Genomic DNA, 24,228 nt, shown 5'->3' with positions numbered 1-24,228 from the left:
GCGCCGGTCGGGTTAATGGCCCATGACAGCGCCAAGTCAGTCTTGTGACAGCGCGCTCAAGCCGTGCCGGTGTAGACTGGCGCCCAGAACCGGGAGACCCGCGATGAGACCGATCCTCACCCTGCGCCAATACACCGAAGACCTGATCGTCCACAGCCACGAACACGCGCAACTGGTGTTCGGGTTGTCGGGCGCACTGGATTTCGAAGTCGACGGGCGCGGCAGTCAGGTGGTTCAGCAAAGCTTCGTGGTGATTCCGTCCGGGTTTCATCACGCCTGCGGTAGTTCCAATGGCAGCCGCTGCCTGGTCCTGGACGTACCCGACGATCAATGGATTGGCCAATCCCTGGGCGAGCATGCCGAAGCCAGTCGTCGCTTGCTCGACAACGCCGGCCGCTTGTCGCTGGATGCCGGGCAAAGCCAATTGGTCAGCTGGCTGGCCAACAGTCCGGTGGATGATCCGCTGATCGCGCAACAGGGTGCGGTGCTGTTGCTGGCCAGCCTGAACAACGCCAGGCCGGACAGCGCCGGCGGCCGGCGCCTGCCGTACGCCGCGCTGAATGCGCACATTGACCAGTACGCCGCCTACCCGCTGCAAGTCGCCGACCTGGCCCGCGTGGCCGGTCTCTCCAGCGCTCGCCTGCATGCGCGGTTCGTGGCCGAATGCGGTCAGACGCCGATGGACTACATTCGCAGTCGACGCCTGCACAAGGCTGTCGCGTTGTTGCGCAGTTCGGACCTGCCCATCGGCGAGATTGCTGCGCGGGTTGGTTACAGTTCCCAGAGTGCCTTTGCCGCCGCCGTGCTACGGGAGTTCGGCACATCACCGGGAAAACTGCGGCGCGAGGCTGGCGACAAATAACAATAGTCCGACGACAGACATGACGGGTGTTTGCGCGTTCAATGCAGGAGCTGCTGAAGGCAGCGCCTACAAGGTCGGCGTAGTGTCGACCGGATTGATATTTTTAAGGATAGCCATGACTCCCCGTACCGCCCTTGGCGCCCTGCACATTGGCGCTCTGATGTTCGGCCTGACCGGTGTGTTCGGCAAGCTCGCCGCCGCGTCACCGGCGATCATCGTCTTTGGTCGGGCTGCGTTCGCGGTGTTGGCGCTGGCATTTTTTGCCCGTTTTGCCAGCAATACTCGCTGGCAACGACTCGCGGCGGTGGATGTGCGTCGACTGTTGCTCAGCGGCTTGTTGCTGGCCGGGCACTGGGTGAGTTTCTTCATTTCCGTGAAAGTCGCCGGCGTGGCCATCGCGACCCTGGGCTTTGCCAGTTTCCCGGCCTTTACCGTGATCCTCGAAGGGCTGATTTTCCGTGAGCGAATCCGCGCCAATGAGATCGCACTGGTGGCGTTGGTCAGCGTCGGGCTGGTGTTGGTCACGCCTGAGTTCGATCTGGCCAGCGGCGCCACGACCGGCCTGCTGTGGTCGGTGCTTTCGGGGCTGTTGTTCTCCCTCTTGTCGCTGACCAATCGCGCAAGCTCGGCACGCATCCCGCCGGTGCAGGCGGCGTTGTGTCAGAACGTGGTGGTCGGCTTGTGCCTGCTGCCGGCGGCGGCACCGCACTTGAGCGAGGTGCGCGCCATCGACTGGTTGTGGATCGGCCTGCTCGGCGTGTTCTGCACCGGTGTCGCCCACAGCCTTTTTGTTGCCAGCCTGGCGGTGATCAAGGCGCGTACCGCTGCGGTGGTCTTTGCCCTGGAGCCGGTTTATGGCATCACCATGGCCTGGCTGCTGTTCAATGAAAACCCGACCCTGCGCATGCTGTTCGGCGGCGCGCTGATCATTGTCGCGATTGTGGTGTCGAGCAGGCTCTCTGGCAGTTCAAGCAGGAAAGCCGTAGCGGCGGCGTCTCACTGAGTGCGGTCGTTGTGCCCCAGGTCGCGGTCCGGATCAATCTGATCGCGGACCCGCTGCTTGAGCACCTTGGCCTCGGGGAAGCCACCTTCAGCCTTGCGCTCCCAGATCTGTACATCGTCACAAAAAACATGAAAGACCCCGCCCGTTCCGGGCACCAGGGACACTTTGCCCAGGTCGTCGCCAAAGGTACTGAGCAGTTCCTGCGCCAGCCAGGCGGCTCGCAACAGCCACTGACACTGGGTGCAATAGGTGATGATGATTTCCGGTTTGCTAACGGTCATGACAGGCAGATCTCTTGAGTCAGAGGGCGTCGCTATCATAATCATCTTCATCGCTTACGATCTTTGGATTTTCAGCGAATACCGGCCAACAGACTGCGGGCCGTCTGTTTCAATGGTTCCTCGGCGTCCCTGAGTAATTCGTTGAGCAGAGCGATGGCGCTGTCGAGATCGCCGTCATCGATACAGGTCTGGGCCTGCTCCAGTTTTTCGGCATTGTCGGGGTCGACCGGTTCCAGGTTGAGCGGCTCAAGCTCCAGCGAAGGGCCTGGCTCGCGGAATTCGTCGAGAAAACTGTCGTCCAGGGACCGGGAGGCGGGTTCGATTTCCCAATCATTCTCGGGTTCAGGCAATGCTGGATCGCTCGCTAATGACGCGTGCGGCGCAGCAGTGTCGATGAGCTCGATCAAGTCCCAGTTCGAATCCATCGCCAAGTCATCCGGGTTCAACGGGGACTCATCCATGGGCGCTGTCACCAGGGGCGTGACGACAGCGGCCAGCGGTGCAATGGGGTGCAATTTTGGATGGCTGGCGCGAATGTCCTGGAGCTTTTGCCCATCGAACCCGGCGTCTCGCAGCCTGGCTTCCTGCTTATCGTAGGCCGTGGCATCGCCCTGTTTGCCAAGTACTTCCAGCAATTGCACGGCAAGATCAGTACGCTCCGGCTCTTTGGCCATCGCCTCTTGCAACAAATCGACAGCCTCGCTAAATCGACCATAGGCCAGATAGACCGCCACCTCCTCGAACACATCGCTGACCGGCAGTTCATCACTGTGGGCGGGAATCGATGAAAGCGCTGCTGTAGCGATCTGCGGTTGCGCAGGCTGCTGCGGCAGCGGCGCCTGCAGTGACGACGTCTCGATTGGGGCCTGCGCCGTTTGCTGTCTTCGCCGCACGAACCAGCCAAGCAACACCAACCCCGCCAGCGCCAGCAATCCGCCAATCAACAGCCAGTTGGTTTTGGGCTGCTCAACCGCGATCGGCGCTGGCGCTACCACAGCCGGCGCCGCTGGCTCCGCTGCGGCGTTTTGCACCTCTGCCAATCGGGTCTGTAGTTCGATGACCTGCTTTTTCTCGCTGGCAATCTGCTCATCCTGTGCTCGCAGCTTCCCGTTGAGCTCTTCGAGGGTGGCTTGCAATTGCTGGACTTGCAGCACGCTGGCGGCCAGTTGCTCGGCCAGCGGGTCAGTGGCAGGGACCACGGCGGGTTTGGGTGCCGGTTTCTTTGGCGCAGGTGCAGCCGGGGTGGCGGGCTGGACACTCGGAAAGGCAGAAGCGCTGCGTTCGATCTCCGGTTCTTCATCGATCGGGACAATGCCCGGCGTACCCGGAGGATCAATCAGCACGGTGTACTCTCGCAGCAAACGTCCGTTGGGCTGATTGAGCTGCACAAGAAAATTCAGGAACGGTTCATTGACGGGTTTGCTGGAGGTCACCCGGATCACATTGCGCTTGCCGCGCAGGATCGGCGTGAACTTCAAGTCATTAAGGAAGAACACGCGGTCGACGCCTGCGCGACTGTACTCGTCGGCTGTTGCCAGGCTGACGGACAGTTCGCCCTCTTCCAGACCAGCGGCATCGACCAAAGCGATTTCAGCGCGCAGCGGCTGATTCAGCGCCGAATGCAAAGTGATATCACCCAGGCCCAGTGCCGGCGCCAATGCCGACCAAGTGACAGCGGCACCGCCCAGCAAACACGTGGCGCCATACCGAACAACGACTCGCCAACTCTCTAGCATGAGCATCCCTTAACTAACCAAAACCCATCTGCACGCGTTCGCACATCCGGTACGAACACGATATTGCGCAGTAGTTCTTATAGTCGGCTCGACGCGCTATCTCAAAAACCTGGCGAAAGGTTATGCCTCAAGACTTTTCAAGGTTGGCCAGGATGTGCCCGTGAACCCGCATGCAGATCCGCAAATCCGCCTCATCGACACCTTCGAACAGCTCATGGCGCAGTTGGGTGGCAATGGTTTCAATTTGATCGATCAGAGGGCGCGCCGGGGCGCAGAGGACGATTTTTTTCGCCCGACGGTCTTCCAGCACCGATTGACGCTGAACCAGCCCCTGGCTTTCCAGGCTGTCGAGCAGACGAGCCAGGGTCGGCCCTTCCACGCCCACGCTTTGTGCCAGTTCACGCTGGGTCGGAGCTTGTTCGAAGCGTGCCAGGTGCAACAGCACCAGCCAGCGCGCCTGGGACAATCCGAGACCGGCAAGACGGCGGTCCAGTTCGGCACGCCAGCCGCGCGACATCTGGGCCAGTTGCATGCCAAAGCGGTGTTGATCGGTTAACGGCATATAACACTCATGATTAGACTGAAATAGAGAAATACTAATTATTAGTCAGCTAAGCATGAGCCTTGGCTGTAGGCAAGGCTTGTTCTGTACTGAATCGTTACATCAGTAGAACCAATGACTCAAATTTCGAATTCCGACTGCAATGCAGCCCGAACGCAGTACAAGACCCCTTCAGGCACTCGGCCTGCAAACAATTCGGAAATCTCTGAAACCGGCGGCAACTCACCTTCGCCGTCAAGGAATGCGTCCTGCACTTCACCCATCAAGTCTTCTGGCAGATCCAGCGCCTGTTCCAGTGACAACTGCTGCTTGCCGATCGCTTCGGCGAGCATGGTGTAGACGTTCTTTTCCGAGCATTGCAGTTGCCCGGCGATCTGCACCGGCGTCATCCCCGCGCGGGCCAGCGTGATCAGTTCGTGGCGTACGTCGGCCACCACCTTCGGCGCCTCGGCCTGGCCACCGAGCACTTCGAGGAAGGCTTCGCCATAACGCTCCAGCTTGCGCGCGCCGACGCCGCTGACCGTGGCCATTTCCGCCAGCGAAGTCGGCTGGCTGCGCAGCATTTCCAGCAAGGTCGAATCGGGGAAGATGACGTACGGCGGCACGCCGTGCTCTTCGGCGAGTTTACGCCGCAGGGCACGCAACGCTTCCCACTGATCGCGTTCTTCGCCACGCACCAATTGGCTCGCCTGGCTCTTGCTGCTCTTGGCGGTGGTTTGCGCCTTCAGGTCGCGGCGCAGCTCCAGGGTCACTTCACCCTTGAGCAGCGGCCGGCAGCTGTCACTCAGACGCAAGCCGCCATAGCCTTCATGGTCAACATCGGCCAGACCGCGAGCCACCAACTGGCGGAACAGCGAGCGCCACTCGCCCTCGGCCCGCGCCTTGCCCACGCCGAACACCGACAGGTGCTGATGGCCGAAGCTGCGGACCTTTTCATTGTCCTTGCCGAGCAGGACATCTACCAGATGCCCGACGCCATAACGCTGGCCGGTGCGGTAGATCGCCGAGAGCGCCTGACGCGCCGGTTCGGTAGCGTCCCAGGTCTGCACGCCATCGACGCAGTTATCGCAATGGCCGCACGGCTCGGGCATGTCTTCATCGAAGTAGGCCAGCAAGGTCTGGCGGCGGCAGCGGGTTTCTTCGCACAGCGACAGCATCGCATCGAGCTTGTGCTGCTCCAGGCGTTTGTGGCGTTCGTCACCCTCGGAGTTCTGCAGCATTTGCTTGAGCATCACCACATCTTGCAGGCCGTAGGCCATCCAGGCATCCGCCGGCAAACCGTCACGGCCGCCGCGTCCGGTTTCCTGGTAATAGGCTTCCAGGGATTTCGGCAAATCCAGGTGCGCGACGAAGCGCACGTTGGGTTTGTCGATGCCCATGCCGAACGCCACGGTGGCCACCATGATCAGGCCTTCCTCGTTGAGGAAGCGCTTCTGGTTGTGCGCGCGCAAATCGTTGGGCAGGCCTGCGTGGTACGGCAACGCCGGGAAACCTTGTTCGCTGAGGAACGCGGCCACTTCCTCGACCTTTTTCCGTGACAGGCAGTAAACAATGCCTGCATCACTGCGGCGCTCGGCAAGGAACGCCAACAACTGCTTGCGCGGCTGTTCCTTGGGCACGATGCGGTAAAAAATATTCGGGCGGTCGAAGCTCGACAGGAAGCGTTCGGCATTTTGCAGATGCAGGCGGGTGACGATTTCTTCCCGGGTGCGCTTGTCTGCGGTGGCGGTCAGGGCGATGCGCGGCACGTCGGGAAACATTTCCGCCAACTGCCCCAGTTGCAGGTATTCCGGACGGAAATCATGCCCCCATTGCGACACGCAGTGCGCTTCGTCGATGGCGAACAGGGCAATGTTCAGCCCTTGCAGGAAATTCAGCATGCGCGGCTGCACCAGGCGCTCCGGGGCGAGGTAAAGCATTTTCACTTCACCGCGCTTGATTCGGGCCGCCAGGTCTCGCTGTTGTTCGGCGCTGAGGGTGGAGTTCAACGCTGCGGCGGCCACACCCAGTTCTTCGAGGGTCGCCACTTGGTCGTCCATCAACGCGATCAGTGGCGACACCACCACCGCCAGGCCTTCGCGCAACAGCGCCGGGACCTGGAAGCACAGGGATTTACCGCCACCGGTAGGCATCAGCACCAGGGCATCGCCGCCACTGGCCACGCGCTCAATGATTGCACCCTGACGGCCACGGAAACTGTCGTAGCCGAAGATGTCCTTGAGGACGCGTTGAGCCTGCTCGAGCATAGAAACTCCAAAAATCACCGAAACATCCCTGCAAGGCTGGTTCAGAACCCGCGACGCTGCACTGACAAATCGTAAGTGCGCGTTGCATGACGCTTCACATCTCAGCCGTGAAACCAGCAGGGCATCACAAAACGCGCGAGTATACCCGAGGCCTACCTCGCGCAGGGCACCGCTGATAAGAGGGAGCGAACACGATCGCCTGCAGGAGCAGCCTTCGGCAACGCCAACCGTGTGCAAATATGCTGCGCGGCTGGCCCAAGCGCTCAAGAAGGCCTAGAATTCCCGCATCGAACATTCCCCAAGGTAGTCCTTTAATGTCCTTCGCTGAGCAACTAACCCGCCTGCAAGTCTTCCTCGACGCCGATGAACTGCATGACGAGGCGCTGGACTATGTGGCCGCCCACGGCTACCTCACCGCGCTGTCGATCTGTTCCGAAGACGTTCCCGAACGTGAATGGATCGACGCTCTCTTCGCCGAAGAGCCGCACTACAGCAGCGAAGCTCAACGCGAAGAGATCGAAGCCACCCTGATCGGCCTCAAGGCCCACATCGCTCGCCAACTGGCCTCCGATGAAGAATTCGAGTTGCCGTGCGACCTGGACCTGGGCGAAGACCCGGACGACTCCGAGCTGCGCGGCTGGTGCATCGGTTTCATGGAAGGCGTGTTCCTTCGCGAAGAAGCCTGGTTCGAAACCGCCGAAGACGAAGTCAGCGAAATGCTGCTGCCGATCATGGTCGGTTCGGGCCTGTTCGACGAGCAACCGGAGTTCTCCGACATTGCCGCCGACGCCAACCTGATGGACGACATGATCGTGCAGATCCCGGAAGCCCTGACTGCGCTGTACCTGCTGTGCAACGCACCAGACGAGAAACCGGCGATCCTCAAGCCACGCCACCACTAAGGTCCTGCCTATGGACAACCCCATAGGCAACCGCTCCCTGATGTTGCGCTACGTGCTGCTGGCCATCGGCTGGCTGAGCGTAGCGTTGGGGGTGATCGGGATTTTCCTGCCGGTATTGCCCACGACGCCTTTCCTGTTGCTGGCGGCCGCCTGTTTCGCCCGCAGTTCTCCGCGTTTTTATCAGTGGCTGGTGGATCATCCGCGGCTTGGACCGTGGATTCGTGATTACCTCGAAGGCAATGGCATTCCGCTCAAGGGTAAGGTTTATGCCATTGGGTTGATGTGGGTGAGCATTCTGTTTTCCTGCTATCTGGTGCCGATGGTTTGGGCCCGGGGGTTCATGCTGACCAGTGCGGTGTTGGTGACGATCTATATTCTCAGGCAGAAGACTTTGCGTAAGGTTTGAGGCTTGTTTGGGTTTGGGTTTGGGTTTGGGTACATATCCGTTGCTGTGGTTATGGCCACCCAGGGTTCCGCCCTTACGGCGGGTTACTTGGAAAAGCGCCAAGTAACCAAGCGCTTTTGCCCCTTTCGTTCGGTGCCTCGCTGTGGCTCGGCATGCCCTCGCTCCGGTCCTGCTCCGTGGGCACGCCGCCATCGGCCATCCATGGCCGGGGGCGGCTACCGCCACCGCACCGCGAGGCGGCCTGCCGGCCGGCCTGTTTATCTGGTTCGTGCGCATCTTTCCTGTAGGAGCCGGCTTGCTGGCGATGGCGGTATGTCAGTCGCGATGATGTCGACTGAAACACCGCCATCGCCAGCAAGCCGGCTCCTACAGTTGGATCGGGGACACCTGGTAAAGATTGGTTGGCCGGTAGGCCGTCATCACCGAAACCATAAGCCGCCATACCCGCAGCAACGGATAAAAAGACAAGTCGGCTACCAGACCGCCTCGACCCGACGACCAGCCCCACCTTTCAACAAACACCACCTAGACTTCACCAATCTGCATCCGAGCAGCCCGACATGCCCCGCGGTCCGCGTAGTCCAGGATGGCAAACGCCCCGACTTCGGTTCGGCGGCTGGCTGCTGCTGAGCGCTTTCCTGCTGGCAGGACTGAACAGCGTCCAGGCCAACTGGGATTTTGCGCAGATCCTGCAAATCGCCGAAAAGCGCCACGGCACCCTCGGCCCCGCGCGCGGGCGAATCGAAGCCTGGAGTCAGATGCTGCAGAGCGAACGCGACGCACCGGAGCGCGAGCAGTTGAGTGCGGTCAATCGCTTCTTCAATCAGCAACTGAATTTTCAGGACGACACCCGCATCTGGCGCCAGACCGATTACTGGGCCACGCCCGTCGAGGCCCTGATCAAGGGTGCCGCCGACTGCGAAGACTACGCGCTGGCAAAATATTTCAGCCTGCGCCAGCTCGGCATTCCCAGCGAAAAATTGCGCATCACCTACGTCAAGGCACTGGCGCAGAACCAGGCACACATGGTGCTGACGTTCTACAGCAGTCCCACCGCCGACCCACTGGTGCTGGACAACCTGATCGGCGAAATCCGCCCCGCCTCGCAGCGCAAAGACCTGCTGCCGGTGTACGCCTTCAATGCCGAGGGCCTGTATCTGCCGGGCAAAAACGGTGGTCAACGCAGCAGCGATTCAAAAAAACTCTCGCGCTGGCAAGACGTTCTGCAAAAGATGCAAGTTGAAGGGTTCGCCGTGGGCGAGGGCTAGTCGCTAGAGCAAGGAGCGATTCATGAAACTGCGCAATCAATTGTTTCTCGCCATCTGCCTGTTCTTGCTGGTGGCGTTCAGCGGCAGTTTTTTTGTCGGCCTGGAAAGCTCCCGCGAGCAGACCCTCGGCCAGTTGCGCGCTCACGCCCAGGATGCCGCCACCGCCCTGGGTTTATCACTGACCGCTCAAGTCGATGACCCGGCAATGATGGAGTTGATGGTCAGTTCGATTTTCGACAGCGGCTATTTCAGCAACATCCGCATCATCAGCATCGATAACCAGCAAGTTCTGATAGAGCGCAGCGCCTCGGCGCAGATCAAGGGTGTGCCTGGCTGGTTCGTCAGCCTGGTCAATCTGCGTCATGAAGGCGGCGATGCGTTGATCATGCGCGGCTGGGAGCAGGTGGCGCGGGTCGAAGTCCTGAGCAATCCGCAGTTCGCCCTGGCCAAACTCTGGGACAGCACCCTGGGCAGCCTGATCTGGTTGCTGGTGTGCGGATTACTCAGTGCGGTACTCGGTGGCTGGCTGTTGCGGCGCCAACTTCGTCCGCTCGACAGCATGGTCCGCCAGGCCGAAGCCATCAGTAAACGCGAGTTCTTGAGCCTGCCGAAGTTGCCACGCACGCCGGAACTCAAACGTGTGGTGCTGGCGATGAACCAGATGGTCGAGAAGCTCAAGGCGTTGTTCAGCGAAGAGGCGGCGCGCAGTGAAAAACTGCGCAGTGAGTCTTATCAGGACAGCCAGACAGGGTTGGCCAATCGGCGCTTGCTGGATGAGCAATTGGCTGACCATTTGCTGGTCGCCGAACAAAACTGTGAGGGTCATTTGTTGATGCTGCGGCTCAACGACCTCAACGGCCTCAACCAACGCCTGGGCGGCCAGCGTACCGATGCCTTGATCGGCGCGGTCGCTGAATTGCTCAAACGCCTGACGCGGTTGCCGGAGCGGCGCACCTGGTTGGCCGCACGCAATCGCGGGGGCGAGTTCAGCCTGCTCACACCAGGTCTGGGAACCGAAGAGGCGACGCGCCTGGCCTCCGAGATCAGTGCCACTCTGGAAAACCTGCGCCTGACCGGTGCCAGCGATTGCATGCCCGTCGCCCATCTGGGTGTCGTCGCGTACCACCCCGGCGAAGCCGCCACCGATGTGCTGTTGCGCCTCGATCAGGCGTTGACTCAAGCCCGCCAGCGTCCCGAACGCCCTTGGGCGCTTGTGAGCCAAGGCGAAAGCACTCCGAAACAATCCCATCACGACTGGCGAACCTGGATCGACGACGCCCTGACCCAAGGCAAATTGCAGCTGTACTTTCAACCGGTGGTGCAATGCGCCGAGCCCGGCGAAGTGCTGCATCACAAAGTTGTCGCTCGCCTGCTCGACCCGCAGGGCCAGGCGATTGCCGCCGGACAGTTTTTGCCATGGATCGAGCGTTTCGACTGGTCGGCGCGGTTAGACCTGGCGATGCTCGAAGCGACCTTCGACTACCTTGCAGTCAATCGCCGGCCGCTCGCCTTGAGTGTGTCCGGCGGCACCTTGCGCGATCAGTCGCAACTGAAATTGATCTTCGACATGCTCGAATCACTGCCGGAACTGGCACCGCTGCTGACCCTGGAAATCGACGAACGCCAACTGCCGCCGCCCGACGAACTTCAACGACTGAGCCATAGCCTGCTCGACACAGGCTACCGCATCGGCCTGCAGCATTTCGGCGGCAGCTTCAGCCAGATCGGTAACCTGACCCAGCTGGGCCTGGCCTACCTGAAAATCGACGGGACCTATATCCGGCACATTGACAAGCAGCCGGATAAACGGCTGTTTATCGAAGCGATCTTCCGCGCGACCAACAGCATTGACCTGCCGTTGATAGCGGAAATGGTCGAGACCCGGGGCGAGCTGGAGGCGATCAGGGAGTTGGGCGTGTTCGGCGTGATGGGGCGGTTGATCGGGCCGCCGGAGCCGATGTGAGTTTTTTTCCAATACACCGCGTTATCGTTCATCGCTAGTAAGCTCGCTCCCACAGGTATTCCCGGCGAACACCCAATCCCGGTTCACTGAAAACCCTGTGGGAGCGAGCTTGCTCGCGATTGCGCTTTCACATTCAACAGTGAAGTTGACTGATCCATCGCGATTGCGAGTAGCCCGCTTTTCAGATCAGACGGTATCCACCTTCAACGAATGATCATTGAGCATGCCGTTGATGATGGTCGCCGTGTCCGCCCCCGCAATCATCCCGCCCGCCCCCGGTGTGACGCCGTAATGGCTGGCCAGGTCGACGCCGGCGAGGTCGATGGTCTGGTTCGGCGCCGCGCCGGCCATGCCGCTGACGTCGATGCTGGTGACCAGCGACGCGCCGCTGCCGCTGACGGTGAAGTGCAGGTAGTCATCGAGCGACGCGGCGGTACCGTTCTCCCCTTGCAGCAGTTGCGACAGGTCGAGTTTGTCGGTGCCCGGCGTAAAGTCAGTGATCACGTCGTGGCCGCTGTTGCCCTTGAACCACTGGAAAGTGTCGGCGCCGCTGCCGCCGGTCAAGGTGTTGTTGCCCAGGCCGCCGATCAGGAAGTCATCGCCGCCCTCGCCCTTGAGTATGTCGTTACCCAGGCCGCCGGTGATGATGTTGCTGTTGTTGTCGCCAGTGAGGTTGTCGTTGAAGTCCGAACCGACCAGGTTTTCGATGGCGGTCAGGGTGTCGGTGCCAGCGCCGAAGGTGTTCTGCGGCCCGAGCTGGCCGAGATTGACCGTCACCCCGGCGCTGGCATGGGCGTAGCTGGCGGTGTCGTTGCCGATACCGCCATCGAGCACGTCGTTGCCCGTGCCGCTGAACAACAAGTCATTGCCCGCATCGCCATGCAGCGTGTTGTTGCCGTTGCCCGCCGTGAGCACGTCATTGCCGTCACCGGCATTGATGATGTTGTCACCGGCGCCCGCCACCAGTGTGTCGTTGCCCGCGGTCCCGGTGAGGGTGTGACCGTCCTGATAGCTGATGCTCAGGTTGGCGCTGTCGCTACCGCCATGGTTGTCACTGGCGGTGTAGGTGCCGTGGTAATCCGGGGTGGTGTCATGGGCGCCGGAATAATCGAGCTTCATGGTCAGCTCATAGCCTTCCGAGTTGCTTGCACCGCTGCCGCCACCGGTGTTGGTAATGTTAGTGACATGGATCTGATAAACGCCATCGGCGTTCGCCGTAATGGTCTGGCCATCGGCGAGGGCGATCCAGGCACCGCCGTTGATGGAGTACTCCATGGTGATATGGCCGGCGGCCAGGTTGTGGTCGAGGTTGAGGGTCTCGCCCTGCTTGAGGTTGACGGTGATGCGGTCCTCATCGTTGGTGTTGGCCGCAGTGACCGGGCCCAGGTAACCACTGATCACCAACAGGGCCGTCATGGAGGCGGTATTGGCTGCGAACGAGCCACGCACATTGCTCAGGCTCTGGTTGCTCGGCTTGACGCCGTTGCCGGAGAAGTCGATCGCGCCGGTCCCGGTGAAGTCGGCACCTTTGGCGATCCAGCCCGTATTGAACGTGGTTGGCGAGGCTTTGAGCGGATCGCCATCGGCGTCGGTATCGTTGGCCAGAAGCAATTCACCGGGCACCGTCACGCTGCCAGAAAGCACGTTGGTGATGATGTGATCATCGGTAGCCACCGGTGCGGCGTTCGGGATGACTTTGATCACCAGTGTCGAGCTGGCGAGATCGCCGTCGTTGTCGCTGAGCGTGAAACCGATGTTTTCCGTGAGCACCACCGAAGTGGTTTTCTGCGACACGTAGTTGTATTCGCCGGTATCGAGGTTCACCACCAGCGTGCCCTTGTTATCGGTGGCGATGCTCAGGGTGTTGTTGGTCGTGTTGAACGTGCCGTGGTTGGCGCCGCCGCTGAAGTTCAACGAACCCTGGTTACTGTTGCCTTTCGGATCGTAGGTGTAGGTGGTGCCGTCGACGGTGATGGTTTTGATGAAGCCGCCATCCGCTCCGAACGACCCACCCTCGCCCAGCAGCGAACCGGTAACCGGTGCGCCAATCACCGTGCCCGAGAGCACTGAATTGAGTTGCCCCAGGTCAGTGACGATCACGGCGTTGGTATTGGTGCCCGTGCCGGTGCCGTCATACGCCAGCGGATCGAGGGAATCATTGTCGACGTTCTTGCCCAGGCCGATCGCGTAGTTCTTGATCTGATTCTCGGTCAGGAATTCTTTCCAGTTCGCCTCGTCTTGCGTCCCGATCGAACCTTCATTGGGTTTACCGTCGGAGAAGAAGTAACCGACGTTCTGTGCGCCTGTCAGCTTGCCGTTGGTGTTGAACGCGTCTTGCGCCACGTCCACCGCCGCGTCGTAGTTGGTGCCGCCGCCCGCCGTGAGGCCGGCGACGATCGACTTGGCAGTCGCCACGTCGACCCACACCGACGTTTTGTCGGTGGCATTGCTGCTGAACGTCACGATCTGCACTTTGACGTCGCCGAGGTCGTCGTACTTGTCGAGCAGAGCACTGATCGCCTGCTTGGCCAGCGCCAGCCGTGACAGGCCCGGCACACCGGATGCGTCGGCCATGCTGCCGGACACATCGATCACCAGCAGCAGGTTGGAGTCGATCTCGACCGCCGCCACTGAACGCTCCGACGCCACGGCCTTGGGCACGTCATCGACGATGTTGACCACGATGGTGCTGGTGGTGGTGTTGCCCAGCGCATCGGTAGCTTTGTAGGTAAACGTATCGCTCAGGGTGTTGGGGCCATCGTTGGCACCCGGCGTGGTTTTCGGTGCCGAGGTCAAGGTGTAGGTATAGGTGCCGTTGGGATTGAGCAGGATTTGCCCGAACGTGCCGTTGGCACTGCCGACCAGGGTGTAGCTGATCACGCCAGCAGCGCCGCTGACCGAACCAACCAGCGTGCCGGACGCGGTTTCACCCGTGTTGCCCGGTTCGCTGCCGGTGACGGTGCCGGCCGCTAGGTCCTGGCCATCCTTGCTCAGGTCGAGGGCTTTCTCGTAGACGGTCACATCAGTATCGGTGACCGCGTTGATGTTGCTGTTGCAGACATCGATGGTGATGGTGGTGGTGCTTTGATCGCCATCGGCATCGCGTACGGTGTAGGTGAAGGTGTCGGTAGCGCCTGGCGCGGCGACCGAGTTCGGGTTGCTGTGATAGACCGCATTGCCATTGGCGTCGAGGGTCAGGTAGCCGTAGTTGCCGTTGATCTGCGTATTGAGACCGCCGACTGCCGGGGTCGAGGTATTGCCGCCGGCACGCACGCCGATCACCGCGCCCAGACCGTCGGCGCCGCCGATGTCGTTGTCCAGCACGTTGCCGCTGACGGTGCCGCCTTCCTGTACCGAATCAACATCGGCTTTCGCGGTGGGCACGTCATCGACGATGTTGACCACGATGGTGCTGGTGACCACGTTGCCGAGGGAATCAGTGGCCTGGTAGGTGAAGGTTTCCTGGGTGACGTTTGGCCCATCGTTGGCGTTTGGATTGGTGCTTGGTGGCGAGGTCAACGTATAGGTGTAGGTGCCATTCGGGTTGAGCAGGATTTGCCCGTGAGCCCCGGTGGCGCTGCCGACCAGTGCGTAGGTAATCGCACCCACAGCACCGCTGACCGAACCGACCAGCGTGCCGGACGCGGTTTCACCGGTGCTGCCCGGCTGACTGCCCACAACCGTGCCCGGCGCCAGGTCCTGACCATCCTTGCTCAAGTCGAGGGCTTTTTCGTAGACGGTGACGTCGGTGTCGCTCACCGCTTGCAGGCAGCTGCTGTAGACGTCGATGGTGATGGTCGTGGTGCTTTGATCACCATCGGCATCGCGCACGGTGTAGGTGAACACATCCACTGCACCCGGGCCGCTCACGGCGTTCGGGTTGCTGTGATAGACCGCATTGCCATTGGCGTCGAGGGTCAGGTAGCCGTAGTTGCCGTTGATCTGCGTATTGAGACCGCCGACTGCCGGGGTCGAGGTATTGCCGCCGGCACGCACGCCGATCACCGCGCCCAGACCGTCGGCGCCGCCGATGTCGTTGTCCAGCACGTTGCCGCTGACGGTGCCGCCTTCCTGCACGGAGTCCGCGTCAGGCTTGGCGGTTGGCAAGTCATCGACGATGTTGACGTTGATCTGCCCGGACGCGGTGCTGCCATCGGTGTCGGTCGCGACGACGTTGAAGTTCTCGGTGATGCTGTTGGTGCCGTCGGCATCCGGATGGGTTTCATTGTCGACCAGGGTGTAGCTGTAGCTGACCACGCCGGTTTCGGGGTTGAAACCGGTGATGGTCAGGGTGCTGCCCAACGGGGTGGTGATCGATTGCGGGAAACCGACGGCCACGCCACCGCTGACCACGGTGATGCCGCCCACGGTCAGGGTTTGCAGGCCATCGAGTGCCGTGACGGTGAAGGTGCCACTTTGGGTCAGCGCCGGAGTGTTGGGACTGGTGCCGTCCGTGAGGTTTTTCTCGTAGACGGTCAGTTCACCGCCCTCGACGTCGAGGCCGTTGATCGTCACCCCATCGTCGTTGTTGTGGATGTTCAGCACCAGGTTGGCGGTGCTGCTGTCGCCGTCGGCATCGGTCAGGGTGTAGGTGAACGTCTCGGTGCCGTTGCCGCCGCCGTTCAGGGCTTTGAAATCGGCGTCGCTGGTGTTCAGGGTGTAGGTGTAAGTGCCATTGGCATTCAGCACCAGGGTGCCGTAGGTACCGACGAACGTGCCGGGGGTGATGGGCCCGGAATTTTCACCGACCGGCACACGGTCCGCGCCTTGCACATCGTTGGTCAGCACGTTGCCGTTGAGGGTCAACTGGGTTTCCGACGCCACGCCGTTATCGTCGTCGATGGCTTTGGGCACATCGTCGGTGATGTTGATGTCCAGGCTGCCGTTGGCGGTGGTGCCGTTGTCGTCGACCACGGTGACCGCGAACTGCTCGGACAGGCCGTTGGCGCCGTTAGCGTCTGGATGCGCTTCGTTGTCGGTCAGGGTATAGCTGTAGCTCACCACACCGGTTTGCGGATTGAACCCGGTGATGGTCAGCGTGCTGCCCAACGGCGTGGTGATCGATTGCGGGAAGCCTGCGCTGACACCGCCGACCACCACATTGATGCCGCCGATGGTCAGCGTCTGCACGCCGTCGAGGGCCGTGATGGTGAAGGTGCCGCTCTGAGTCAATGCCGGCGCATCAGAACTGCTGCCATCGCTGAGGTTTTTCTCGTAGACGGTCAGTTCACCGCCCTCGACGTCGAGGCCGTTGATCGCCACCCCATCGTCGTTGTTGTGGATGTTCAGCACCAGGTTGGCGGTGCTGCTGTCGCCATCGGCATCGGTCAGGGTGTAGGTGAACGTCTCGGTGCCGTTGCCGCCGCCGTTCAGGGCTTTGAAATCGGCGTCGCTGGTGTTCAGGGTGTAGGTGTAAGTGCCATTGGCATTCAGCACCAGGGTGCCGTAAGTACCGACGAACGTGCCGGGGGTGATGGGCCCGGAATTTTCACCGACCGGCACACGGTCCGCGCCTTGCACATCGTTGGTCAGCACGTTGCCGTTGAGGGTCAACTGGGTTTCCGACGCCACGCCGTTATCGTCGTCGATGGCTTTGGGCACATCGTCGGTGATGTTGACGTCCAGGCTGCCGTTGGCGGTGGTGCCGTTGTCGTCGACCACGGTGACCGTGAACTGCTCGGACAGGCCGTTGGCGCCGTTAGCGTCTGGATGCGCTTCGTTGTCGGTCAGGGTATAGCTGTAGCTCACCACACCGGTTTGCGGATTGAACCCGGTGATGGTCAGCGTGCTGCCCAACGGCGTGGTGATCGATTGCGGGAAGCCTGCGCTGACACCGCCGACCACCACGTTGATGCCGCCGATGGTCAGCGTCTGCACGCCGTCGAGGGCCGTGATGGTGAAGGTGCCGCTCTGAGTCAATGCCGGCGCATCAGAACTGCTGCCATCGCTGAGGTTTTTCTCGTAGACGGTCAGTTCACCGCCCTCGACGTCGAGGCCGTTGATCGTCACCCCATCGTCGTTGTTGTGGATGTTCAGCACCAGGTTGGCGGTGCTGCTGTCGCCATCGGCATCGGTCAGGGTGTAGGTGAACGTCTCGGTGCCGTTGCCGCCGCCGTTCAGGGCTTTGAAATCGGCGTCGCTGGTGTTCAGGGTGTAGGTGTAAGTGCCATTGGCATTCAGCACCAGGGTGCCGTAAGTACCGACGAACGTGCCAGGGGTGATGGGCCCGGAATTTTCACCGACCGGCACACGGTCCGCGCCTTGCACATCGTTGGTCAGCACGTTGCCGTTGAGGGTCAACTGGGTTTCCGACGCCACGCCGTTATCGTCGTCGATGGCTTTGGGCACATCGTCGGTGATGTTGATGTCCAGCGACCCGGTAGCGGTGTCGCCATCGCTGTCACTGGCCACCACGGTGAAGTGTTCGCTGAGACTGGTGCCGTCGCCGGTGGTGTGGGTTTCGCTGCCATTGAGGGTGTAACTGTAACTCACCACGCCGGTGGCCGGGTTGTAACCGGTGATGGTCAGGGTGCTGCCCAATGGGGTGGAGATCGACTGCGGAAAACCACTGGCCACACCGCCGCTGATCACGTTGATCCCGCCGATGCTCAAGCTGCTCAAACCGTCGGGGGCGTTGATGGTGAAGGTGCCGTTCTGTGTCAGGGCACCTGGACTGCTGGCCGAGCCAGTAGCGAGGTTGGCTTCCTTGACGGACAGTTCACCGCCCTCCACCGACAGACCGTTGAGCGTGACCGGGTTGTCAGCCGCCGCGGGAACCTGCGGGGTAACCACTGGGGGCACCACAGGGGGCAGCACTGGGGCAGTCACTGCCGCCGGGTCACCGTCGGGATCAATATCGCCGGCGAGGCGTTCTTCCGGAAACTCGGGAATGCCATTGAACCCGGCAGTGGGAAAACCGATGTTCGGATCGACGCGCCCACCGACTTCTTCAAGCATCACGAAACTGTGCCCGCCCCCTGCCGCATCACCCGGTGCTCCGGTTGATGGCCCGGCCGCCGTGGCTTCCGCGGTTTGCGTAGGGTCGTCACCGGCGGCAATGGCTTTTTGCAGTTGTTCGACATCGCTCAGTTGCGCCTGGCTGGGCGTCACCGCTTCGGCAGTGTTCACGTGAGGCGTTTGATGGGCCAGCAACTGAGGGTTCATTTGCAGGCTGCTGCCGCGGCCGAGGGTTAGCTCCTGGCCATTTTGCAAACGCACCGCCACCGCGCCTTCGGCTCCGGTATTGAGTTGATCACCGGCGAACAGCCGGTCGCCCTCGACCAGGACACGCCGCGTGCCGTCGCTCGCTACCGCGAACACCTGACCGATGATCTTGCTGACAGTACCGATGAGCGTAGCCATGTGCATTTCCTCCGCTGCCAACCGCTGTCGGCACCTTTTTTTGTTGCGGAGAACATGCACATGGCTCAAGCGGGCTGCCGGGCGGATCATCTACCGGTCAGTGGCGCAACCTGAGTTAGCCACGGCCCTGGCGACGATCTCGCCCTGCGTGTTGCTCACCGGCGATGGTGAAGTTTTCGAGCTCAAATCCCTTTGCAATCAATGGCATCGGAATCCTGATCAAAAACAGCCCGCCCTGTGAGCCTTGCGTAACGGTTTTGAATCACCCGAGTGACAGAAAACCGTCACTCAAATCCGCTCCGCATCCCTCCCCTCCAGCACTTCTCCGCCCATGTCGATAAGTGGATTGGAACTTTCCATCAAGCCCCGACGAGCGCCCTAAAGCTCATAAAACAAGGGCTTTCGAATTGAACAATGTGCTGGATTTTGCAGAGCGCATAAGTTTTTTTTGGCATAGGCGTTATGAGAAATACTTCTTAGGTTCTCTCCAGAATGTTCTTAGCTCTTCTGTAAAACGCGTGAAACGGTTTACCTATAAATGTCGTCAAATAATTGGCGACTGATAAAGAACCATCAGGACTCCAGGGAGATGCACCATGCGCCTTTTAACCCCCCTCTGCAGCGCAGTTTTATTGGCCATGGCCTGCACGTCTCAAGCTCACGCCATGTCATTGACCGAAGCCATCCAGAGCACTATCGCCACCCACCCGGAACTGGCGTCGCGGGTAGACAGCCGTTTGTCGGCTGATGAAGACGTGAAGGTCGCGAAGGGGGGCTTTTATCCATCGGTGGACTTGAATGCCGCGTACGGGCGCGGGTACAGCGATAACACCAACACCCGCGCGTTCGGTAACCATCACACCGAAATCCTCAATTACACCCAGTCGGAACTGCGTCTGCGGCAGATGCTCTTCGACGGGTTCAACACGGCCAACGAAGTCGAACGCACCAAAGGCGTGGTCAACTCCCGAGCCTATTACGCTCAGGGCACCGCCCAGGATCTGGCCCTGCGTACCATCGAGGTCTACCTCGAAGTGCTCAAGCGCCGTGAACTGGTGACGCTGGCCAAGAACAACCTGCAGGCTCACTTGCGCGTCAACGATCAGATCGGCCTGCGCACCGAGCGCGGGGTCGGCAGCAACGCTGACGCCGACCAGTCCACCGCGCGTCGGGCACTGGCGGAGAACAACCTCGATACCGCCGAAGTTGACCTGGCTGACGCCGAATCTAACTTCGCCGCTGTGGTCGGACGCCTGCCCGACGAGCTGGAAACACCGCCGTCGACCCGCGGCGAACTGCCGGCCACGCTGCAGGAAGCTCAGCAAAGCATGGTGGAAAATAACCCGTACCTGAAATCCGCCCAGGCCGACGTGCAATCGGCCGAGAGCCAGTACGAAGTCGCCAAGTCGCCTTTCTACCCACGCTTCGACGCCGAGGCGGCGGTAGGCGCGAACAACAACATCGCGGGCGAAGAAGGCCATGACAACGAATGGCGGGTCGGCGTGGTGATGAACTACAACCTGTTCCGCGGCGGCAGCGACAAGGCGCGCCTGCAATCGGATGCACACAAGATCAATCAGGCGATGGATATTCGCAACAACGCCCTGCGCCAGCTCAACGAAAACATCAATCTGGCCTGGAACGCCATGGTCAACGCCAAGAAACAAACCCCGACCGCACGTGAATACGCCGACACCAGTAAACGCGTACGCGTGGCGTATCAGGATCAGTTCGGCCTCGGACAACGCACCCTGCTCGATCTGCTGGACAGCGAAAACGAGCTCTACAACGCCAACCGCCGCTACACCGAAGTGCGCTACACCGAAGAGTTTTCGATGTACCGCGTACTGGCGAACATGGGTCAGTTGTTGAGCAAACAGCGGGTCGTCCTGCCGGCCGACGCCATCGCGCAGACCGAAGTGAAAAGCGATGCCCGTCTGCCTACTCTCAAATAAACACCCCCCGCAAGAGCTGCCGCAGGCTGCGATCTTTTGATTTTGTTTTTTAAGATCAAGATCAAAAAATCGCAGCCTGCGGCAGCTTCTACAGGGGGGACTTGTAGATCTTCGAACCCATTGTTGCAGCGCAACCGGAGCGATCAATTTGACCAGCATGGAACCCGGCAACACGGGTGTCGATCCGCGCCTGAGCTTCGATGACCCGCTTCTGGATGGTCTGCTGATCCTCTGCAAACTCCACGGTGCGACGGTCAGTCGCGCCAGCCTGAGTGCCGGGCTGCCAATGGCACACCAACGCCTGAGCCTGGACCTGCTGCCCCGCGCAGCAGCCCGGGCCGGATTGCAGGCGCGCCTGCTGCGCCGTGATCTCAAAGACATCTCCCCGCTCAACCTGCCCGTGATGCTGCTGCTCACCAACGGACGCACCGCTGTCCTGCGCCGTTACGGCGAAGACGGCCGGGTGCTGATCCTGCCCAGTGAAGCCGACGGCGGCGAACAATGGATCAGCCCGCAAGAGTTGGCCGAACATTACAGCGGGCAAGCCCTGTTCGCCCGGCCACGCCACGAACTCGAAGACCTGCGTTCGCCTCTGGTGCCCCGGGTACAGGCCTGGTTTCGCGACACCCTGAAACTGTCGAAATGGCTGTACAGCGATGCGATCCTCGCCAGTTTCCTGATCAACCTGCTGGGCTTGATGGTGCCGCTGTTCGTGATGCAGACCTACGACCGCGTAGTGCCGAACCAGGCCACTTCGACCTTGTGGGTGTTGTCCATCGGCCTGCTGATCGGCACCGGTTTCGAACTGGTGCTGCGGGTGGTGCGCGCGCACTTGCTGGACACCGCCGGCAAGAAGACCGACGTGATTCTCTCGGCCACCCTGTTCGAGCGCATCACCGGCATGGCGATGAAAGCACGGCCGGCGACCATCGGCGGCTTTGCCCAGAGCATCCACGACTTCCAGGGCCTGCGGGAGTTTCTCACGGCCGTGACCCTGACCAGCCTGATCGACCTGCCCTTCGCATTGCTGATGCTGGTGGTAATCGGCCTGCTCGGCGGCTGGCTGGTGGTGATTCCGCTGCTGGCGTTTCCGATCACCATCGTCTTCGCCATGATCATTCAGTCACGCCTGCGCGACACCGTGCAGAAAAGCTTGAGCCTCGGCGCCGAACGCCAGGCGCTGTTGATCGAAACCCTCGGTGGCCTGGAAACCCTCAAGGCATGCAGCGCCGAAAGTGAGCGCCAGCATAAATGGGAAAGCACCCACGGCGCCCTCACCCGCCTCGACAGCCATGCCCGCAACCTCTCGGCACTGGCCACCAACGGCACGCTGTTCATCCAGCAGTTTTCCGGCATGGCGACCATCGTGGCCGGGGTCTACAGCATCATCGCCGGCAACCTCAGCGTCGGCGCACTGGTGGCGACCTACATGCTCGGCAGTCGCGTGCTGGCACCATTGGGGCAAATCGCCGGGCTGATCACCCGCTACCAGCAAGCGCAATTGACCATGAAAAGTACCGATGCGCTGATGTCGCTGCCCCAGGAGCGCGATGCCCGGCAACGGCCTCTCGAACGCACGCAGCTGCAAGGCGCACTGGATGTGGTCGGCGTGACGTTCCACTACAACGGCCAGGCCGCGCCGGCGCTGGCCAACATCAGTTTCAGCGTCAAACCCGGCGAACGCATCGGCATCATCGGCCGCAGCGGTTCGGGCAAAAGCACGCTGGGGCGACTGGTGATGGGTTTTTATGAGCCGGAAGAAGGCCAGCTCCTGCTTGATGGCCTGGACCTGCGGCAACTGGACGTCGCCGACCTGCGCCATCAGATCGGTTATGTCGCCCATGACTTGCCGCTGCTGGCCGGCAGCCTGCGCGACAACCTGACCCTCGGCGCACGCTACATCAGCGACGCCCGCATGCTCGAAGTCGCCGAACTCACCGGTGTTACCGAACTGGCCCGGCAACACCCGCAAGGCTTCGACCGGCCCGTCGGCGAGCGTGGACAGCTACTGTCCGGGGGGCAACGCCAGGCGGTGTTGCTGGCCCGGGCGCTGCTGCTCGATCCGCCGATCATGTTGCTCGACGAACCCACCAGCGCCATGGACAACAGCAGCGAAGATGTTCTGCGACAAAAACTCCACAACTGGGTCCAGGGCAAAACCGTGCTGCTGGTCACGCACCGCACATCGATGCTCAGCCTGGTGGATCGGCTGGTGGTGCTCGACAACGGGCGGATCGTCGCCGACGGGCCGAAAGAAGCGGTCATCGATGCATTGCGCAAGGGCCGCGTCGGCTCTGCCGCGGTCTAGGAGTCGCCCATGTCTGCTTCATCGGATTCTTCCAAAGATCGCGGCTACTTCGACAGCTTCGGCAAAAGCGCCGAGGCCGAATTCATGCCGGAAACCGCCGGTGCCTCGTTGCAGGACTCGCCGCGCTGGTCGCGGGTGACCGTGTGGCTGACAGCCGCGCTGCTGATCAGCGCGCTGGTGTGGGCCAAGTTTGCCGTGCTACAGGAAGTGACGATGGGCGAAGGCAAGGCGATTCCGTCGAGCAAAGTCCAGGTGATCCAGAACCTCGAGGGCGGCATCGTCACCGAGATCTTCGTGCGCGAGGGGCAAATGGTCAGCAAGGGCGATACCCTGCTGCGCCTCGACGACACGCGCTACCTGTCAAACAAGGGCGAGAGCGAAGTCGATCGCTATGCCCTGACCGCGCAAGTCGAACGGCTGTCGGCGGAGGCGGAAGGCCGGCCCTTCAAGCTGTCGGACGAAGTGATCGCCAAGGCACCGCAAGTGGCCGAGGACGAGCGCTCGTTGTACGAACAACGGCAACGCCGACTGGCCAGCGAGCAACGCACGCTGACAGAACAACTTCGACAGAAAACCCAGGAGTTGGCGGAATTCCGTTCGAAAGCCGGGCAATACAGTTCGAGCCTGGCGCTGGTCAACCAGGAAATGAATATGTCCGAGCCATTGGTCAAGACCGGCGCCGTGTCGCCGGTGGAAATCCTCCGGCTCAAGCGCAGCGCCGTGGAAATCCGCGGCTCGCTGAACGCCACGACCCTGGCGATTCCCCGAGCGGAATCGGCGATTGCCGAGATCAGGAGCAAGATTGACGAATCGGAACAATCCTTCCGCTCTGAAGCGGCCAAAGAGCTCAACGAGAAGCGCACCGACCTGTCGAAAATCACCGCATCGAGCATCGCCATCGACGACCGCGTGACCCGCACCACCGTGACCTCACCGGTCAAAGGCATCATCAAGGTGTTGAAGGTCAACACCATTGGCGGCGTGGTCCAGCCGGGCAGCGACATGGTGGAAATCGTGCCGCTGGAAGACAACCTGCTGATCGAAGCCAAGGTCCGGCCACAGGACGTAGCGTTCCTGCATCCAGGCCAGAAAGCCATGGTCAAGTTCACCGCGTACGATTACACAATCTACGGTGGCTTGAGTGCGAAGCTGGAGTTGATCGGTGCCGACACCATCACCGATGACAAGGGCAACAGCTTCTACCTGATCCAGGTGCGCACCGATAAAAACCATTTGGGCGGGGACGTGAAACCGCTGCTGATCATTCCGGGGATGGTGGCGACGGTGGATATCATTACCGGGGAAAAGACCGTGCTGGATTACTTGCTGAAGCCGGTACTGAAAGCCAGGACCGAGGCGATGCGGGAGAGGTAG

Annotated in this window: 14 protein-coding genes; 9 read left to right on the top strand and 5 right to left on the bottom strand. The window is 61.1% G+C overall.

Annotated features, from left to right (window positions below; translation table 11 throughout):
* The first annotated feature begins 103 nt into the window (after positions 1-103).
* Together KHO07_RS07310 and KHO07_RS07305 are read left to right on the top strand one after the other, a co-directional pair.
* Positions 104-862, top strand: a complete 759-nt coding sequence (locus KHO07_RS07310; RefSeq protein ID WP_150734935.1) for a helix-turn-helix domain-containing protein — start codon at positions 104-106, stop codon at positions 860-862.
* A 115-nt stretch (positions 863-977) separates the two neighbouring features.
* Complete coding sequence (locus KHO07_RS07305) at positions 978-1,865, top strand: DMT family transporter (protein ID WP_212626810.1); 888 nt, start codon at positions 978-980, stop codon at positions 1,863-1,865.
* Here KHO07_RS07305 and KHO07_RS07300 read toward each other — a convergent pair.
* The 4 genes from KHO07_RS07300 to recQ form a co-directional block, all read right to left on the bottom strand.
* Positions 1,859-2,146, bottom strand: coding sequence for a SelT/SelW/SelH family protein (locus tag KHO07_RS07300; protein ID WP_212626809.1), 288 nt, complete (start codon positions 2,144-2,146; stop codon positions 1,859-1,861). The two genes, KHO07_RS07305 and KHO07_RS07300, sit on opposite strands and share 7 nt — an antisense overlap.
* Positions 2,147-2,217: 71 nt before the next feature.
* The gene (locus KHO07_RS07295; protein ID WP_212626808.1) at positions 2,218-3,882 is read right to left on the bottom strand and encodes a FimV/HubP family polar landmark protein; all 1,665 of its coding nucleotides are present in this window, start codon (positions 3,880-3,882) and stop codon (positions 2,218-2,220) included.
* Between the two features lie 127 nt (positions 3,883-4,009).
* Positions 4,010-4,444 carry a MarR family transcriptional regulator gene (locus tag KHO07_RS07290; protein WP_150734939.1) on the bottom strand — a complete coding sequence of 145 codons (435 nt, stop codon included), beginning with the start codon at positions 4,442-4,444 and terminating at the stop codon, positions 4,010-4,012.
* A gap of 119 nt (positions 4,445-4,563) precedes the next feature.
* Positions 4,564-6,690, bottom strand: coding sequence for a DNA helicase RecQ (recQ, locus tag KHO07_RS07285; RefSeq protein ID WP_212626807.1), 2,127 nt, complete (start codon positions 6,688-6,690; stop codon positions 4,564-4,566).
* A 314-nt stretch (positions 6,691-7,004) separates the two neighbouring features.
* Here recQ and KHO07_RS07280 point away from each other — a divergent pair, with 314 nt between their 5' ends.
* The 4 genes from KHO07_RS07280 (at position 7,005) to lapD (ending at position 11,229) form a co-directional block, all read left to right on the top strand.
* Positions 7,005-7,592, top strand: coding sequence for a YecA family protein (locus tag KHO07_RS07280; protein WP_212626806.1), 588 nt, complete (start codon positions 7,005-7,007; stop codon positions 7,590-7,592).
* A 10-nt stretch (positions 7,593-7,602) separates the two neighbouring features.
* Positions 7,603-7,998 carry a YbaN family protein gene (locus KHO07_RS07275; RefSeq protein ID WP_150734942.1) on the top strand — a complete coding sequence of 132 codons (396 nt, stop codon included), beginning with the start codon at positions 7,603-7,605 and terminating at the stop codon, positions 7,996-7,998.
* A 560-nt stretch (positions 7,999-8,558) separates the two neighbouring features.
* Positions 8,559-9,266: a cysteine protease LapG gene (lapG, locus tag KHO07_RS07270; protein WP_212626805.1), complete on the top strand. Its 708-nt coding sequence runs from the start codon at positions 8,559-8,561 to the stop codon at positions 9,264-9,266.
* A gap of 22 nt (positions 9,267-9,288) precedes the next feature.
* Positions 9,289-11,229, top strand: coding sequence for a cyclic di-GMP receptor LapD (gene lapD / locus KHO07_RS07265; RefSeq protein ID WP_212626804.1), 1,941 nt, complete (start codon positions 9,289-9,291; stop codon positions 11,227-11,229).
* 186 nt (positions 11,230-11,415) lie between these two features.
* On the opposite strand, the gene KHO07_RS07260 is transcribed toward lapD, so the two are convergent.
* Entirely contained in the window at positions 11,416-18,591 is a 7,176-nt protein-coding gene (locus tag KHO07_RS07260) for a retention module-containing protein (protein WP_212626803.1), read from the bottom strand.
* Positions 18,592-19,187: 596 nt separating this feature from the next.
* Between KHO07_RS07260 and KHO07_RS07255 the strand changes: the two genes are divergently transcribed.
* From KHO07_RS07255 to KHO07_RS07245, 3 genes are all read left to right on the top strand, one after another.
* On the top strand, positions 19,188-20,546 hold the full coding sequence (locus tag KHO07_RS07255) for a TolC family outer membrane protein (protein ID WP_150734947.1): 1,359 nt from the start codon (positions 19,188-19,190) through the stop codon (positions 20,544-20,546).
* Between the two features lie 148 nt (positions 20,547-20,694).
* Entirely contained in the window at positions 20,695-22,854 is a 2,160-nt protein-coding gene (locus KHO07_RS07250; protein ID WP_212626802.1) for a type I secretion system permease/ATPase, read from the top strand.
* Between the two features lie 9 nt (positions 22,855-22,863).
* Positions 22,864-24,228 carry an HlyD family type I secretion periplasmic adaptor subunit gene (locus KHO07_RS07245; protein ID WP_150704397.1) on the top strand — a complete coding sequence of 455 codons (1,365 nt, stop codon included), beginning with the start codon at positions 22,864-22,866 and terminating at the stop codon, positions 24,226-24,228.

The sequence above is a fragment of the Pseudomonas sp. PP3 genome, assembly GCF_905336995.1.
GTDB lineage: Bacteria > Pseudomonadota > Gammaproteobacteria > Pseudomonadales > Pseudomonadaceae > Aquipseudomonas > Aquipseudomonas reinekei.
Note: the sequence above shows the minus strand (reverse complement) of the source record. Positions and strands in the feature narration are given on the sequence as shown.

Bases quoted from the DNA above. Each gene is read 5' to 3' on its own strand.
- KHO07_RS07310 (WP_150734935.1), top strand. From the start codon at position 104: ATGAGACCGATCCTCACCCTGCGCCAATACACCGAAGACCTGATCGTC.
- KHO07_RS07305 (WP_212626810.1), top strand. From the start codon at position 978: ATGACTCCCCGTACCGCCCTTGGCGCCCTGCACATTGGCGCTCTGATG.
- KHO07_RS07300 (WP_212626809.1), bottom strand. From the start codon at position 2,146: ATGACCGTTAGCAAACCGGAAATCATCATCACCTATTGCACCCAGTGT.
- KHO07_RS07295 (WP_212626808.1), bottom strand. From the start codon at position 3,882: ATGCTAGAGAGTTGGCGAGTCGTTGTTCGGTATGGCGCCACGTGTTTG.
- KHO07_RS07290 (WP_150734939.1), bottom strand. From the start codon at position 4,444: ATGCCGTTAACCGATCAACACCGCTTTGGCATGCAACTGGCCCAGATG.
- recQ (WP_212626807.1), bottom strand. From the start codon at position 6,690: ATGCTCGAGCAGGCTCAACGCGTCCTCAAGGACATCTTCGGCTACGAC.
- KHO07_RS07280 (WP_212626806.1), top strand. From the start codon at position 7,005: ATGTCCTTCGCTGAGCAACTAACCCGCCTGCAAGTCTTCCTCGACGCC.
- KHO07_RS07275 (WP_150734942.1), top strand. From the start codon at position 7,603: ATGGACAACCCCATAGGCAACCGCTCCCTGATGTTGCGCTACGTGCTG.
- lapG (WP_212626805.1), top strand. From the start codon at position 8,559: ATGCCCCGCGGTCCGCGTAGTCCAGGATGGCAAACGCCCCGACTTCGG.
- lapD (WP_212626804.1), top strand. From the start codon at position 9,289: ATGAAACTGCGCAATCAATTGTTTCTCGCCATCTGCCTGTTCTTGCTG.
- KHO07_RS07260 (WP_212626803.1), bottom strand. From the start codon at position 18,591: ATGGCTACGCTCATCGGTACTGTCAGCAAGATCATCGGTCAGGTGTTC.
- KHO07_RS07255 (WP_150734947.1), top strand. From the start codon at position 19,188: ATGCGCCTTTTAACCCCCCTCTGCAGCGCAGTTTTATTGGCCATGGCC.
- KHO07_RS07245 (WP_150704397.1), top strand. From the start codon at position 22,864: ATGTCTGCTTCATCGGATTCTTCCAAAGATCGCGGCTACTTCGACAGC.